At 73.7% G+C, this 16,309-nt stretch carries 9 protein-coding genes; 4 read left to right on the forward strand and 5 right to left on the reverse strand.

The window, feature by feature from the left end:
* The 3 genes from ACFO60_RS26385 to ACFO60_RS26395 all read left to right on the forward strand — a co-directional run bounded on the left by ACFO60_RS26385 (position 1) and on the right by ACFO60_RS26395 (position 6,725).
* Entirely contained in the window at positions 1-729 is a 729-nt protein-coding gene (locus tag ACFO60_RS26385) for a response regulator transcription factor (RefSeq protein ID WP_380844673.1), read from the forward strand.
* A complete protein-coding gene (locus tag ACFO60_RS26390) occupies positions 726-2,147 on the forward strand; it encodes a sensor histidine kinase (protein WP_380844676.1) in 1,422 nt (473 codons plus the stop codon). Before ACFO60_RS26385 ends, ACFO60_RS26390 begins: the two co-directional genes overlap by 4 nt.
* A gap of 225 nt (positions 2,148-2,372) precedes the next feature.
* A complete protein-coding gene (locus ACFO60_RS26395) occupies positions 2,373-6,725 on the forward strand; it encodes a carboxypeptidase regulatory-like domain-containing protein (protein ID WP_380844679.1) in 4,353 nt (1,450 codons plus the stop codon).
* Between the two features lie 158 nt (positions 6,726-6,883).
* On the opposite strand, the gene ACFO60_RS26400 is transcribed toward ACFO60_RS26395, so the two are convergent.
* Positions 6,884-7,906 (reverse strand): helix-turn-helix domain-containing protein, encoded by a 1,023-nt coding sequence (locus ACFO60_RS26400; RefSeq protein ID WP_380844682.1) that lies wholly within the window; start codon positions 7,904-7,906, stop codon positions 6,884-6,886.
* A 591-nt stretch (positions 7,907-8,497) separates the two neighbouring features.
* On the opposite strand from ACFO60_RS26400, the gene ACFO60_RS26405 reads away from it, so the two are divergent.
* Complete coding sequence (locus ACFO60_RS26405; protein ID WP_380844685.1) at positions 8,498-9,442, forward strand: hypothetical protein; 945 nt, start codon at positions 8,498-8,500, stop codon at positions 9,440-9,442.
* Between the two features lie 27 nt (positions 9,443-9,469).
* On the opposite strand, the gene ACFO60_RS26410 is transcribed toward ACFO60_RS26405, so the two are convergent.
* From ACFO60_RS26410 to ACFO60_RS26425, 4 genes are all read right to left on the reverse strand, one after another.
* On the reverse strand, positions 9,470-9,940 hold the full coding sequence (locus ACFO60_RS26410; protein WP_380844688.1) for a deaminase: 471 nt from the start codon (positions 9,938-9,940) through the stop codon (positions 9,470-9,472).
* Positions 9,933-10,622, reverse strand: a complete 690-nt coding sequence (locus ACFO60_RS26415; RefSeq protein ID WP_380844691.1) for a RibD family protein — start codon at positions 10,620-10,622, stop codon at positions 9,933-9,935. The genes ACFO60_RS26410 and ACFO60_RS26415 overlap by 8 nt, the downstream gene beginning before the upstream one ends.
* A 424-nt stretch (positions 10,623-11,046) precedes the next feature.
* A complete protein-coding gene (locus tag ACFO60_RS26420; protein WP_380844694.1) occupies positions 11,047-15,399 on the reverse strand; it encodes a cation-translocating P-type ATPase in 4,353 nt (1,450 codons plus the stop codon).
* Between the two features lie 151 nt (positions 15,400-15,550).
* A complete protein-coding gene (locus tag ACFO60_RS26425; protein WP_380844697.1) occupies positions 15,551-16,123 on the reverse strand; it encodes a hypothetical protein in 573 nt (190 codons plus the stop codon).
* Between the last annotated feature and the right edge of the window lie 186 nt (positions 16,124-16,309).

The raw sequence follows: 16,309 nt of genomic DNA on the forward strand, positions 1-16,309 counted from the left end.
ATGCGCGCGACTTCCCGTGATCTTCCTGAGCTGCTGCGCCCGGACGGGACGCCCGTCCGCGTGCTCGTCGTCGACGACGAGCCCGATCTGGCCGAGGTGCTCGGCGCGGTGCTCCGCTACGAGGGCTGGGAGGTGCGCACGGCGGCCGACGGCGCCGCCGCGGTGGCCACGGCCCGCGAGTTCTGCCCCGACGCGGTGGTGCTCGACGTCATGCTGCCCGACATCGACGGCCTTGAGGTGCTGCGCCGCCTGCGCGCCGAGGCGCCCCGCGTGTGCGTGCTGTTCCTCACCGCCAAGGACGCCGTGGAGGACCGCATCGCCGGGATCACGGCGGGCGGCGACGACTATGTGACCAAGCCGTTCAGCCTGGAGGAGGTGCTCGCCCGGCTGCGCGGGCTGCTGCGCCGCGCCGGCGTGGCAAGGACCGCCGAAGGCGACCGGCTGGTCGTCGGCGACCTGGCCATGGACGAGGACGCGCGGGAGGTCACCCGGGGCGGCGTGCTGGTCGAGCTCACCCCGACCGAGTTCGAGCTGCTGCGCTTCCTGATGCGCAACCCGCGCCGGGTGGTCAGCAAGGCGCAGATCCTCGACCGGGTCTGGTCCTACGACTTCGGCGGGCAGGCCCACGTCGTCGAGCTGTACATCAGCTACCTCCGCAAGAAGATCGACGCGGGCAGGCCGCCGCTGATCCACACCGTCCGGGGCGTCGGATACGTCCTGAAGCCATGAGCGGGCTGTTGCCGCACACGCTCCGGGCGCGCCTGGTCGTCGGCGCTCTGGCGCTGCTCGCGCTCGCCTGCGCCACCATCGGTGTGGCGACCTCGATCGCCCTGGACCGCTTCATGGTGGAGCGGGTGGACGAGCAGCTGACGCTGACCGCCGGCCGGTTCGCCGCCAGCCTGGAGCACCGGGAGGACTACGGCGAGCACGGCGACAGCCGGGGACAGGCGCCTGGCACGCTCGGGGCACGCCTGCTGGACGGCCGGGTGACCGACTCCGCCGTGGTGGCGCCCGACCACGCCGGTCTCACTCTGTCCGCGGGGGACGCGGCCGTGCTGGCGGGCGTCCCCGCGGACGGGCGGGGCCACACCGTCGAGCTGCCCACCCTGGACGACTACCGGGTCATGGCCATCGCGGGCGCCGACGGCGACGTCCTGGTCAACGGCCTGCCGCTGGAGGGCGTCAACACCACCGTGCACCGGCTGCAGCTCGCCGAGCTGGTGGTCTTCGCCGCGGTGATGCTGGTCGCCGGGGTATCGGGCACGATCGGGGTGCGGCTGTCGCTGCGCTCCCTGGAACGGGTGGCCGCCACCGCACGGCGGGTCAGCACGCTCCCGCTCGCCAGCGGCGAGGTCACCCTGCCCGGCGGCGTGCCCGACGAGGACCCGCGCACCGAGGTCGGCCAGGTGGGGGCCGCGTTCAACCGCATGCTCGGCCACGTGGGGGAGGCCCTCGCCGAGCGCCACGCCAGCGAGCAGCGGATGCGGACCTTCGCCGCCGACGCCAGCCACGAGCTGCGCACGCCTCTGGCCACGGTCCGGGCCCACGTCGAGCTGGCCCGGCGCAACCCCGGCGAGGTGCCCGAGCAGGTGCGGCACTCCCTCGAGCGCATCGAGGCCGAGTCGGCCCGCATGGGCAAGCTCGTCGACGACCTGCTGCTGCTGGCCCGGCTCGACGCCGGACGGCCGCTGGCCCGCGACCAGGTGGACCTCACCCGCGTGGTGATCGACGCGACGGGAGACGCCCGCGTGTCGGCCCCTGCCCACCGGTGGAGGCTGGAGCTCCCCGAAGAGCCGGTCACGCTGGTCGGCGACGCCGACCGCCTGCACCAGGTGGTCGCGAACCTTCTGGGCAACGCCCGCTCCCACACGCCGCCGGGCACCACCGTCACCGTCTCGGTCCGCGATCCCGGACCCGGCAAGGCCGAGCTCATCGTCGCCGACGACGGGCCCGGCATCCCCGAGGAGATCCGCGGCGAGCTGTTCGAGCGGTTCGTCCGCGCCGACAAGGCCCGTTCCCGCGCCTCGGGCGGCAGCGGCCTGGGCCTGGCCATCGTCAAGGCCGTGGTGGCCGCGCACGGCGGCACGGTGACCGTCGACACCAGGCCAGGTCACACCGCCGTCCACGTCCTGCTCCCCACCGCCTGAACGCCGCGTGTCCCTGGCGTGAACGCGTCACGGCACCATCCCGCCGTCCGGCGATATTGAAGATCTTGCTTGGATCCACGAGTTTCAGCTCCGAAGATTCACCGATCTCCGCCGCCCGCCGCCAGGCCGGCGGCACCCCCTGGAGAGCAGGAGCCGCCCCCTTTGCGTACCTGGACAAGACCACTACCGCGGCCGTGGCCGGGACGAGGAAAGGGCCGCCGTCGGGTGGCTCTTCTCACGGCCGCCGTCATGGCGGCGTTCACGTTCGCCGCGCAGCCCGCCTCCGCCGCTGGGGCGCCGCCCCGCGCCGCGGCGCAAGCCGCACCGACCCCCGCCCCGGCCGCGGTGGCGCCCTCCACCTCCGCCCCGGCCGCAGTGGCGTCTTCCTCATCTGACCCGGCCCCGGCCGCGGAGGCCCCTTCCACCCCTCAACCGGCCGGAGCGCCCGACCCCGCCGACGCGGCGGAGGCGGCCAAGGCGGCGGACTCGGCGCAGCCGTTGTGCGACGCCCCCGCGGAGGGCAGGTTCAGCTGCTTCGCCATGCGCCGCGGCCGGCCGGAAGGGGCCGCGCGCCGCATGGGCCCGATGGCCGCCGGGGCGACCCCCGAGGGGCACGGGCCCGCGGACCTGCTCGACGCCTACGACCTGCCGGCGGACGGCGGCGCGGGCGAGACCATCGCGGTCGTGGCCGCCTTCGACGCGCCGACCGCCGAGGCCGACCTCGCGGTGTACCGGGCCCAGTACGGCCTGCCGCCGTGCACGACCGCGAACGGCTGCTTCCGCAAGGTGGACCAGCGCGGCGGCACCGACTACCCGAAGGCCGACGGCGGCTGGGCCGGTGAGATCGCCCTGGACCTGGACATGGTCTCGGCGATCGCCCCTCGGGCGAACCTGCTGCTCGTCGAGGCCGACACCAACTACCCCGAAGACCTCGGTGCCGCGGTGGACCAGGCCGTCGCGCTGGGCGCCAGGTTCGTCAACAACTCCTACGGCACCGACCGCGAGTATCCCGACCAGGGAACGCTGGACGTGCACTACGACCATCCCGGCGTGGCCGTCGTGGCGGCCTCGGGCGACTTCGGCTACGGGGTCTCCTACCCGGCCGCCTCGGCGTACGTGACCTCGGTCGGCGGAACCTCGCTGGTGCGCGACCCCGGCGCCGGGCGCGGATGGTCCGAGACGGTCTGGAACTCCACCTGGAAGTCCGCCAACGGGATCGACCGATGGGGCGCCCCCGGTTCGGGCTGTTCGCAGTACGCGGTCAAGCCGGCCTTCCAGTCCGACACCGGCTGCGCGGGGCGGACCGTCGCCGACGTCGCCGCCGTCGGCGACCCGGTGACCGGCGTCGCGGTGTACAACAGCTACTCCGACACCGGATGGGCCGTCTACGGCGGCACCAGCGCCGCCTCCCCGATCATCACCGGTGTCTACGCGCTGGCGGGCACCCCGCAGGAGGGCACCGACGCCAACTCCTACCCCTACGCCGCGCACGACGCGCTCTACGACGTGACCAAGGGCGACAACGCCAGCTGCCCCGCGGGGCTGTGCGGATTCGGCTCCGAGCCCTCCTGCGAGCCCGCCTACCTGTGCGTGGCGGGCGAGGGATACGACGGGCCCACCGGGCTCGGCACCCCGAAGGGCGTCGCGGCCTTCCGCGGCGGCCCGCACGGGACGATCTCCGGCAAGGTGACCGACGCGGCCGCCAAGACCCCGCTGAAGGGGGCGCTGGTCCGGTACGGCGACTACACGGCGACCTCCGGACCCGACGGCGGTTACCGCCTGGCCATCCCGACCGGCACCTACACCGGCACCGTCAGCGCCTACGGGTACGGGCAGGCGTCGTTCGACGGCGTGACGCTGGAGGACGGCGCCGCCCTCACGCGGGACGTCGCGCTCACCCCGCTGCCCTCGCAGACCGTCTCGGGCGTCGTCACCGACGGCGGCGGCCACGGCTGGCCGCTCTACGCCAAGATCGTCGTTGACGGCGTGCCCGGCGCGCCCGTCCACACCGACCCGGCCACCGGCCGCTACAGCGTGAGGCTGCCGCAGAACGCGGCCTACAAGCTGACGGTCACGGCGAACTACCCCGGCTACCTGCCCGTCACGCGGACGGTGACGCTCGGATCCGCCCCGGTGACCGCGAATGTCGCCGTGCCGGTGGACGCCGCCAAGGGGAACGCCCCCGGGTACACCCTGGGTTACCACGGCGGGTCGATCCAGGACTTCGAGGGCCGGACGGCTCCCACCGGCTGGACGGTGAAGAACAACACCGGCAACGGCGGCTGGGACTTCGACGACCCGCTCGGCCGGTCCAACCAGACCGGTGGCGGCGGCGGTTTCGCGATCGTCGACGACTTCCACCACGGCTGGGGCGAACTGGACACCGAGCTGCGCAGCCCGTCCTTCGACCTGTCGGCGGAGAAGACGCCGGTGGTGGAGTTCGACACCCACTTCCCGCCGGCCCAGCGAATCAACGTCCCGACGGCCGACATGGACGTCAGCTTCGACGGCGGTGCGAACTGGTACACGCTGTGGCGCACGCCGCCGGGCATCGTCGGGCCCGAGCACGTGACGGTGTCCCTGGCGCCGTTCGCCGGCAAGCGCGACGTGCGGATCCGCTTCCACTACGTGGGCAGCCTCGGCAACATCTGGGAGGTCGACAAGGTCGCCGTCGGCACGCGCACCTTCGCCCCCGCGCAGGGCGGCCTGCTCGTCGGCAAGGTGACCGACGCCAACACCGGCGCGGGCGTCACCGGCGCCACCGTCTCGGTGGCGGGCACGGCGGCCCTCGCCACCAGCGTGGCCGCGCCGGAGGACCCGGCACTCGGCGACGGACTGTACTGGCTGTTCTCCCCGAAGACCGGCGAGCGGCGGATCACCGCCGAGAAGGCGGCGTTCCACTACCCGGCGACGACCACGCGGACGAAGGTCACCACCGGCGTCACCCGCGCGGACTTCCCGCTGAAGGCGGGACGGCTCGCGGTGTCCCCGGCGGAGCTGTCGGCCTCGGTCACCTGGGGCGCTGACAAGAAGCTGAAGTTCACCGTGCGCAACACCGGCACGGCGCCGGCCACGGTGAAGCTCGGCGAGCGGCCCGGACCCGTGTCCGACGCCTCGCCGCAGGCGGCAGGAGCGCCGCTCAACCGGGTGAAGGTCCCCCGCGACCAGATCACGCCGGACGGCAAGGCGGGCGCCACGGTTCCCGGCGCGGTCACCGCGAAGGGCGGCGGCGCCTGGCAGGCCGTCACCGACATGCCCCAGCCGTCCACCGGCATGGTCGCCGGCGCCTATGACGGCAAGCTGTACGCCGGCCTGGGCAGGATCCCGGAGACCACCAACTTCTCCGACCACTGGCTGTCCTACACCCCGAAGACCGGCGAGTGGACCACGCTGGCCGCTCCGGTGTACCGGCGGTCGACGGCGGTCGGCGGCTTCATCGACGGGCGTTTCTACCTCACCTCCGGACGTAACGGCATGGGTGGCACCGTCGAGTCCACGGAGGTCTACGACCCCAAGACCGACACCTGGCGGACCCTCGCCGCGAATCCGGCCGCGTACGGCTCCTCGGGCGCCGCGACGCTCGACGGCAAGCTGTACGTCGTCGGCGGCTGCCGCATGACCGACGGAGGCGCGGAGAGCTGCGACAACAGCGACGTCATGGTCTATGATCCGGCGGCCGACCGCTGGAGCAGGGCCGCGTCCTACCCCTACGGCGTCGCGGGCCTGTCGTGCGGCGGGATCGACGGCAAGCTGTACTGTGCCGGCGGCTTCAGCCGCGAGGGCACCCTGGCCAAGGGGCACGTCTACGACCCGGCCGCCAACGCATGGTCGCCGATCGCGGACATGCCGGTGGACCTGGCGACCTCGGCGTACGCCGTGGCGAACGGCATGCTGCTGGTCTCCACCGGCTACAGCATGAGCCTGGGCGCCGTCACCAACGAGGGGTACGCCTACGACCCGGCGGCCGGCGCCTGGAAGGCGCTGCCGAACGCCACGACGACGGCCGCCTACGCCGCGGGCGCGCCCGGGTTCTACCTGGTCGGCGGTCTCGACGTCGCGACCGGCCGGCCCAGCGCCCAGGTGGTGAGGCTCCCCGGATACGACCGGCCGTACGCCGACGTCCCGTGGCTGTCGGCGCGGGCGGCCACGACCCGGCTGGAACCGGGCCGCAGCACCACGGTGACCGTGGAGCTGGACGCCGGTGAGCGCGTCACCTCCGCGCTCACCGACTACACGGCCGCGGTGACGGTCGGGGGAGACACCCCCTACCCGTCGGCGTCCGTGCCGGTGAAGATGCGGGTGGAGCCGCCGAAGTCCTGGGGACGCCTCTCGGGCGCCGTGCACCGGCCCGACGGCACGCCTCTGCCAGGGGCGACGGTCCGCCTGGACACCGCGCAAGGCAGGCACACCCTCACCACCGACGCCTCCGGGCGGTACGAGGCGTGGCTGGACCGGGGCGCCGACCCGGTGCGGATCACGGTGACGGCCGCGGGCTACCGGACGGCCACCGCGGAGGCACGGATCAGCGCCGGCGCGGCCGTCGTCCGTGACTTCACCCTCCAGCCCGGCCAGAGCTGACCGGCCCGCGGCCGGACCGGCCCTCATGACCGGCCGGTCCCCGGAGGACACCACTCCGTCCCCGGGGACCGGCCCACCACACCGCCGGCGGCCGGCCCGGACGCCTTCCGGGCCCTACGTCGCGCCGGGGGGCCCGGCGGATGGTGGTGAAGAACGTCTCAATCGTGCGCGTCGGGGTCCCACCAGCCGCGGCGGGCGGCGAGGATGCCGGCCTGGAAGCGGCTGGTGGCCGACAGCCGCACCATGAGCGCCTGGATCCGGCGCTGGACGGTGCGGTGGCCCATGTCGAGCTGGCGGGCGATCGCCTCGTCCGGCAGGCCCAGAGCCAGCAGAGAGATGATGCGCCGCTCCTCCTTGCTGAGCGGCGGCTCCCCGTCGGCGCCCGCCGAGCCGGCCGCGGCCGCCCCGTCCGCGGCGTCCTGACCGAGCAGGAACGGCTGCGCCTGCCGCCACAGCATCTCGAACAGCGTCGACAGAGCGTCCAGCAGCGAGGAGGGATGCACCAGGATGCACGAGTCGAGCACCCGGGGAGTCGCCCGCAGCGGGATGAGCCCGAGGTCGTCGTCGGCGAGGATCATCTTCATCGGCACGTTCGCGAGGACGCGGACCTCTTCCCCGGCCGCGAGGCTCGCTTCGATGTGCCGGGTCTGGCCGGCCATCATCAGGGTGCCGTGCTCGTGGATGAAGCGCCGCCGCACCGTCCGCTCCAGCACGTTGACGTGCGAGGACACCCGCTCGCCGTCGATCGCCCGCGCGTACGGCGGGGCGTCGATGCCGCGGATGGTCTTCTGGGCCCTGCGCAGCAGCTGCTGGCCCGACCTGGCGACCGCGTCCGGTCCCGAGATGACCTCGATCAGCTCGGCCGCGTCCTGCCCGGAGCGGGCCGTGCGGTGCCGTTCGCCCAGGTGGTGCGCGAGCGCGCGGACGCGCTTGATGTCGCGTTCGCGTGACAGCAGCAGCACCTCGATCGCGGTCTCCGGCGGCAGCGCGGCGTAGCGCACCGGGTGTCCGGGGACCCGGCAGACCAGCCCGCGGTCCTCCAGCCGCTGGAGCACCGCGCCCAGCAGGTCCCGGCCGACGGTCGTGACGCCGGCGAGCTCGTCGGCGGTGAGCGGGTCGCCGTCGATCAGCGCGAGGTACGCTTCCTCACTCCAGTGGTCGACCCCGAGAATTTCGAGCACTGTGACACCTCGCTCGCGTGCTCACAAGCCACCGTCCGTGACGACGTCGCGCGGACCGCCGCCCACGAGCGCAGACGGCCCGCCCGGTCTGGGCGGAGCCGTCTCGAAGGGGGGAACGGGAGGTCAGGCGGTCGCGGTCACCAGCAGGGCGATGCCGAGCAGCACCACTATCGGGATGAGCCACATCACGGCCTCGATCGCGAATTCCTTGTACATGCGTCGTCCTCTCCATGCGGATGGTCGGTTGCGCCGTGAATGGCTCGCCGTGCAGCTTAACCGGACAATACGCGAGCTCCGACCGCCGGGAGCGGTCATCCGCCGTGCGTGTCCTCCGCGCGCGAGACGCACGCCCGCGCACGCCGATGCCGCGCGACTCCGGCGGCGGGCGTCCCCCGCGCGCGGCGCGCTCCGCGGGCGGGCGTCCCCCGCGCGCGGCGCGCTCCGCGGCGGCGGCGCGTCCGGTGACCGGGCGGGTGGACAAGGGCTGGACGAGGTCTTGACGAGGGGCGGCGGGAGATTCACAGTCGGAGAGCAGTGGCCACTGATCAGCAAGCACACCCCCGACGTCCGCTCCTTACTTCAGGATGTGCCATGACGCTTGCCGAGTCCGCAGAGAGCAGCCACCAGATCCCGTTAGAGGGCGACGTACCACCTCATCGAGGCCGCCTTATCGTGCTGAGCGTCCTCGCCGGCGCGGCGCTCGCCGCACTCTGGTCCTTCCACTTCGTCGACAGCGTGATCGGGGACAACGTCGCCAACACGCTGCTCGGGTACGACGCCAAGGGCACCGCGATCACCGGCGTGGTGGCCGGAGCGGTGTTCGCGTTCGTCTCCGGACTGGCCGGCACGTTCACGGCCTGCAACGTCGCCGCCTTCGGCGCGGTGGTGCCGCTCGTGCGCGAGGGCCTCTCGTGGCGTGACCGGCTCCGCGAGACGCTTCGCCCGCTCGGCCGGCTCGCGCTCGGCATGGTCGTGGTCAGCGGCGTGTACGGCGCCGTCGGCGCCCTCATCGGCAAGAACCTGCCGCAGTTGTCGACCGCGACCGTGGGCGACGGTCTGCCCGTACGGCTGATCCAGGCGAGCGTGGTCTTCGGGATCATCGGCCTGGCCTTCGTCTGGCTCGGCCTGGCCGCGCTGCGCGTCGTGCCCGACCCGCTGGCTCCGCTGGAGCGGCGCTTCCCGCACGCGCGCCTGGTCGTCCTAGGCGCGCTGGTGGGGGGCTTCCTCATCGGACGCCCGTTCCCGCTGTTCCACAAGCTGTTCACCTACGCCGCCGAGACCCACAACCCGTTCTACGGCGCGGGGGTCTTCATCTTGCAGTCGCTCGGCAACATCGTGGTGATGGCGGTGCTGTTCGCCCTGCTCATGCTGGTGGGCCGCGGCGGCTTCGCCCGGTGGCTGGCCGCGAGGCCGGGGCGCCTGGTGACGGTCACCGCCGTCGCCTTCATCGTCGCGGGCGCGTTCACCGTGCTCTATTGGGACGTGCGCCTGCCCGCGATGTTCGGCTACGGCTGGTATCCCACGGTCCCCTGGTGATCCCGGGGCCGCCCGGCCCCGGAAGGGTCAGCGGGTGAACAGGTGGGCGTTGACCTCGCGGGCGGCGGGGGCGAGGCCGGGGTGTTCGACGACCTCGACGCCGGCGTCGCGCAGGGTCTCGGCGCCGGTGCAGTCGACGAAGAGGTCGGGCTCGCGCCAGGCGAAGACGACGCGGGGGACGCCCGCCGCGATGATCAGCTCGGTGCAGCTCCTCGGACGTGACGCCCGCCGGGTGCAGGGTTCGAGCGAGCTGTAGACGGTCGCCGAGGCCAGCCGGGGGTCACCCGAGGCGATCTTGGCCAGGGCGGCCTCCTCGGCGTGGTCGTGCGGATCGCCCTCGCGGGAGTGGCCGGTGGCCAGGACGGTGCCGTCGCCGGCCACGACGACGGCGCCGACGGCGAACGCGGTGGTCGAGACCGGGCAGCGGCGCGAGAGCGCGATGGTCTCCGCGAGCCACAGCTGATCGGTCTCGGCCGGCGAGAGCGGGGTCTCAGGCATCGGAACGCTCCGGTGGGAGGTAGCGAAGGAGGACGACGTCGCCGATGGGCCGTGCCTCGGCGAGGCGCATGCGCCGGTCGCGGCCGTACGGGAACGGCGCGGCGCCCACGAAGCGGGGAGCGTCCCCGGCGCCGACGAAGACAGGGGCGATCACCACGTGCAGCTCGTCCACCAGCCCGGAGGCCAGGAACAGGGTGTGGACGGCGGTGCCGCCCTCGACCATGAGCCGCCGCACCCCCCGCGCCGACAGGTCGGCGAGAACGCCGGGGAGGTCGAGCGGGTCGCCGGCGTCGACGACCGTGGCCACGCCGGACAGGGTCTCGCGGACCCGCTTCGCGCCGGGGCCGGCCGCGTACACGATCTTCTCGACGTCGCCGAGCGCGAAGAAGCGCCGTGACGGGTCGAGGTCGCCGCCACCGGTGAGCGTGACCTTCAGCGGGGTCTCGCCGAGCCCTCGCCGCACGCGGGCGGCGCGGCGGGCGGGCGAGCGGACCAGGAGCCGCGGATCGTCGGCGCGGATGGTGCCCGCGCCGACCAGGATGGCGTCGCACCCGGCGCGGACCTCGTCCACGCGGTCGAAGTCGGCCTCGTTGGACAGGGCCAGCGGCTCGTCCGAGGTGTCGTCGATGAAGCCGTCGATCGACATCGCGACCGACGCCAGCACGTAGGGCCGCTCACCCATCGTCAATCTCCACGCCTCAATCATGGCGGGTGGCACAGGCGGCCCGTGAACGGGCGAGGCGGACCGGCGGGAGGCCGGTCCTGGGCGTCACCTGAACCGGCGGGCGGCCGGTTCCGGCATCACCTGGACCGGCGGGAGGCAGGTCCGAGCCGTACGCGGACCGGCGGACGGCCGGTCCGGCAGGCGGTGTTCCGGCGGGAGGCCGGTGCGGGCGGGTCAGGCGGCTTCGGGCAGGGCCTTCTCCACCCAGTTCTGGACGAGGCGGATGACGAGGGCCTCAACGAGTATCACGGCCGCCTTGGCGAGCACGGTGGCAAGGAAGTTGTACACCTGAACCTCACAGATAGGGGCTTTGACTGCTTTATACATGATTAGGCATGTATGTAGCTAGATGTCCGTCTGTGAGTGTACACAAGGTGAACGTTCAGTGACCTCCGTCGCCCGAGTCCCGCGGCGGCTCGATCATCCGTCCCACCAGCCCCGCCGCCGCGCCGCTGCCCAGGCCGATGGCCCAGCCGAACGGGCCCACGGGCCGGCAGCCGAACAGCCGGCTGAGCCCCGGCGTCGACACGGCGAGGACCAGGCACACCAGTGAGGCCGAGGCGGCCAGGATGACCGTGCGGTCGCGCCCGCCCACCGCCATGGTCTGCACGAGCTGCGCCGACACCAGGCCGATGAGCCCCACGGTGTCGGCCCGCTGCTGCGTGCCGGTGGGCCGCGCGAGCAGCCAGGCCGCCGTCGCCGCCGCGGCCGTGGTCGCGGCGCGGACGTAGATGTCGCGGGTCAGCGCGGCCCCGAGCGACGCCTCGGGTCCCTCCTTGAGCAGCCTCTCAGGGCTGGTCGCGCTCGGCGGCCGGACGGCGATCGCGAGGGCGGGCAGCATGTCGGTGAGCAGGTTGACCAGCAGGAGCTGCCGGGCGTTCAGGGTGTTGCGCCCGGCGATCAGGTTGGACCCGACGGTGAAGATGATCTCGCCGAGGTTGCCGCCGAGCAGGATGCCGAGCGCGTCCCGCACCGACCTCCACATGGCCCGGCCCTCGACGATCGCCTCGACGATCGTCTCGATGCGGTCGTCGGTGACCACCACGTCGGCGGCGGCGCGCGCGGCCGGGGTGGCGCGCGAGCCGAGCGCCACCCCGACGTCGGCCAGCCGGATGGCGGGCGCGTCGTTGGCGCCGTCACCGGTGACGGCCACCACCTTGCCCGCCTTCTGCAGGCCCTCGACGATGCGCGCCTTGTGCGCGGGAGTGACCCGCGCGAAGATCGACACCTCGGGCAGCACGTCGGCGAGCTCTGCGCCGTCGATGTGATCCAGCTCGGGCCCGGTCATGATGCGCATGCCGTTCAGCACGTTGAGCTCCGCGCCGATCGCCTCGGCGGTGCTCGGATGGTCGCCCGTGATCATGACGACGCGCACGCCCGCGCGCGCCAGCCGGTCGACGCTGCGCGCGGCGGTCGGCCGCACCGGGTCGGCCAGCCCGAGGAACCCCAGGAAGCAGAGCTCTCCGATGCGGGCCTCGTCCAGGTCGCCGCGGTCGGAGGCGCGGCGCTCGGCGACCGCGAGCACGCGGTAGCCCTGCTGGGCCAGCCGGTCGACCTCCTTGATCAGGGACTGCGCCGCCTCCTCGTCCATGGGCAGCACCTCCCCGTCGCTGAGCAGGGTGCGGCATCTGGTGAGCACCACCTCGGGGGCGCCCTTCACGCTGAGCAGGTGGGAGGTCCCCGCCGGGTCGGTCGTGCCGAGGACGGCGTGGTAGCCCCGGGCCGGCTCGAACGGCAGCTCGTCGACGCGGTGCCAGGCGGAGAGATCCTCCTCCGGCGAGACGCCCGCCTTGCTCGCCCCCTCCAGCACCGCGCGGTCGGTGAGGTGGGGGACGGCCCGCTCGCCGTCGATCTTGGGGCTCGCGCGCAGGGCCGCCGCGAGGATCCGCCGGAAGTCCGCCGGCAGCTCGCCCACGGGATGGTCCACCCGCCCGTCGGAGACGCGGCTGAGCGTGATGTGCCCCTCGGTGAGCGTGCCCGTCTTGTCGAAGCACAGCACGTCGACCCGGCCGAGAGCCTCGATGGTCGAGGGGTTGCGCACCAGCGTCTCGCGGGTGGAGAGCCGCCGGGCCGCCGCGAGCTCGGCGACGGTGGCGATGAACGGCAGGCCCTCGGGGACGGCGGCCACGGCGAGGCTCACCGCGGGGGCGACGGCGGCGGCCAGCGGGGTGCGGCGCAGCAGGTTGGTCGCCATCAGCACGACGCCGGACCCGAGGGCGGCCGGCATGATCTGGCGGCTCAGCGCACGCAGCCGCAGCTCCACGCCGGTCGGCGGGGCCTCCTGGTCGCCCAGCTCGGCCGTCCGCCCCGCTTCGGTGGCCATGCCGGTGGACACCACCACCGCCAGGCAGGAGCCCGCGGCCACGGTGGTGCCCTGGTAGACCATGGAGCTGCGGTCGGCCACCGCCAGCGCGGCGGTCGCCGCCGCCGACTTGGCGACGAGCTGCGACTCGCCGGTGAGCGGCGCCTCGTCGACCTCCAGGCCGCGCGCCTTGAGCACCCGGCAGTCCGCGGGCACCGCGTCGCCCGCCCGCAGCTCGATGACGTCGCCTCGCACCAGGTCATCGGCGGTGGCGTCCACCGGCCCCTCCGGGCGGCGCAACCGCACGGGGACCGCCGTGGCGTCGGTCAGCCGGGTGAGCGCCCGGTCGGCGTTGGTCCGCTGCGCGCCGCCGATCAGCCCGTTGACGCCGAGCACCCCGGCGATGAGCACGGCGTCCAGGGCCGAGCCGACGGCGGCCGACAGCCCGGCCGCGGCGGCGAGCACCGGGGTCAGCGGGTTGGCCAGCTCCTCGACGGTCGCGCGCAGCAGGGACGGCGCCGTGACGGCCTCCTCGGGGCCGGGCCCGTAGCGGCGGCGCGCGGCCTCCGCCCCGGTGAGCCCGGCCGCGGTGGAGGACACCCGCTCCAGCACGTCGTGCACCGGCAGCGCGTGCCAGGGAGTGCGGTCCACGCGCATCGGAAGCCCGCCACGGCCGAGGTTCCTGCCGGACCACACGCCCATGACCAGGGACGCGAGCGAGGTGCAGTCGCTGACGAGCTGCACGCGGCTCACCGAACCGGTGGTCGCGCCGACGACGGTGAGCCCGGTGCCGAGGGCGGCCCCACCGGCGGACACCTTCACACTGCGGCTGCTGGCCCTCCTCGCCACGGTCAGAGACCGCAGCAGCAGGTGCGTCACCTCGGGCCCGCCGATCACGTCGGCGTCCCACGGAGGACGCCCACGGGGGGACAGCACGCCGATGCCGAGGTCGGCCTCGCCGAGGCCGCAGGCCGGCCGCGCGCTCACCAGGGCGACGCCGTGCCCCTCCACCTGGAGTTCGCGTACGGCGGCCGCCAGCCGGTCGCCTCCCTCGACGCGCCGCCGAACGCCCAGCCGCGACGTCAGCCCGGCGTCGCCGCCCGCGATGACGACCTCGCACGCGGCCGCGGCGGCGCCGAGGAGCGCCTCGGCGTAGGAACGCGGCTCGGGCACCATGCCGACCACGGCGACCGTCTCGCCCCGGTAGGTGACGGAGACGGGGTGCACGCCCTTCTCCCGCCAGTCGGACGCCTGCGCGGGCGGCGCCGCGGCCGGTTCGGCGGCCCAGTCGCCCTGCTCGCGGCGCCTGGTGATGTCCGCGCCTTCCAGAAGGGTGTAGACGCGGGCGTGCAGCTCGTCGGCGTCCACGCCGGAGTCGCGGCTGAGCGCGATCACCTCGTGGAGGGTCCAGGACGGCATCGTCAGGACCTCGGCGTCGAACACGACCGTGCCGACGCGGTCCATGGCCCGGACCGCGTCGCGGTGCAGGATCAGGCCGCCGCGCCGGGCGACGGCCCGCCCGATCGCGCTGACGAAGGCGTCGCGGCCCAGCCTGGCGGCCTTGGGCGTCTGCGCGATCAGCATCGCCAGCGCGCGCTCCTGGTCGCGGCTGATGATCGAGGTCGCCCCGTAGGAGGCCAGCGCGCCCACGCTCAGCCCGTCCGCGTAGCGTTCGATCGGCCCGTACGGCATGGGCACGGGCCGCTGGGAGACGTCGCTCCTGATGTGGTGGTAGACGCCGTCCTGCCGGGCGAACTCCTCTTCCCTGGCCCGCCACGCGCGGCGGCCGGCCGTGGCCTCCGCCACGCGGCCGGCGGCGGACAGCGAGTCGATGAGCAGGCCGATGGGGCGCAGGGCGAGCGTCTGCGCGGTGAAGCGCGTGTAGGCCCAGATCACATCGGCGGTCGGCCGCCCGACGCGGCGCTCCAGTTCGTGCCGGACGCGGGGCGTGGACTCGGCGAGCTGCAGCAGGGCGGGAAGGGCGGAGGGCACCCGCGCGACGTGCGCCACCTGGCCGACCAGGGTCACGCCGGCGCCGAGCAGTCCCGCGCCGAGCTCCAGGACCGCGCGCGCCTGGTGCTCCACCGCGTGCCGGGCCGTGCGTCCCTCGCCGCCGCGCTCGGCGACGTCGTACTCGGCGACGATGTCCAGGATCTTGCCGAGGTCGGAGGTCTTCCGGTCACAGGCGATGTAGACGAAGCCCAGGGCGCCGTTGACCTCGGCCCGTTCCGCGCCGGTGATCTCGCACAGGCGCTCCTCCAGAAGGCGCGCCTCCTCGGAGGTGCCCGGCGCGCCGACGTGGCGCAACTCGACGCGGACGCCTCCGGCGCAGTCGTGGACCTGCCTCGGACAGGGCAGCACCCCTCGCACCGTTTCCGGCAGCAGAGACGCCAGCAGTCCCGCCGGACCCCTGAGCTCACGAAGCAGGAACACAACGCCTCCAGGGCCCCCGTGCCGATACGCGGATCAGGCCGCCACGGTGTGTGCGGCCTGATCATTCGACCGTAAGTATGCCCAGGTCAGGCGGTTGAATCCCCTCTGGGACGCTTTGCGATTTCCTGGTGGAGCGCTCGCGCGGGCGGCCTCAGGCCGAGCTGCTCTGCGCGCCTCCGGTGGACCTCTGCGCCGCCGTCCCCGTGCGCGAGGTGGAGCGGGTGGAGGTCCGGGTCGAACGGGTGGAGGGGGTGGTCGCGCGCGCCCGGGTGGAGGTGGTGGCCGTGCGCGCCCGGGTGGTCCTGGGCGCCGCGGGCTCGGAGTCCGTCTTGGACTGCGTTCGTGACCGCGACATCTGGCCCCGCTCGGCCATGTCGCCCTGCCGCTGCTTGCTGGCGCGCGCCGCGACGATGGTGCCGGCGCCGACCACGACGGCGATCGGCCACTCGATCATGCCGAGGGCCGCGAGCAGGCCGAGCCCGCCGTAGTAAAGGAGACGGTCGGGCGGAGGAAGGAAGGTCCTGGCCGTTTCCATGGCCATGTTCATCTCCTGCCCGCGCGGGGTGGACTGGCGGGACATGCCGGGCATGCGCGGCATCTTCGGCATGTGCGGACGGTGGACGTGGAGGCTGACGACCGGTGTGTCCAGCTGGATGAGATCACCGTTCGCGCTGGATTTCGATGGCGTGGCACGGCTCTCCCGCGACGTCTGGCTCACTGTCATGGCCCCTCCTAGGGTCGGAAGCAATCTCCTCTTTTCACCCCTTGCCCACTTCGGCGGCACTCACTAGGGACTTTCGTCACCTTCATCGCTTATTGTCCTATTCATTTGGTTAGGCTCCCAGCGCATGACCAAAAGGCGTACCGCGCAAAGACCGGCGGTGCCCGGTTCGGGAGAACGGTCGTGCTG

The organism is Sphaerisporangium dianthi, assembly GCF_042654065.1.
GTDB lineage: Bacteria > Actinomycetota > Actinomycetes > Streptosporangiales > Streptosporangiaceae > Sphaerisporangium > Sphaerisporangium dianthi.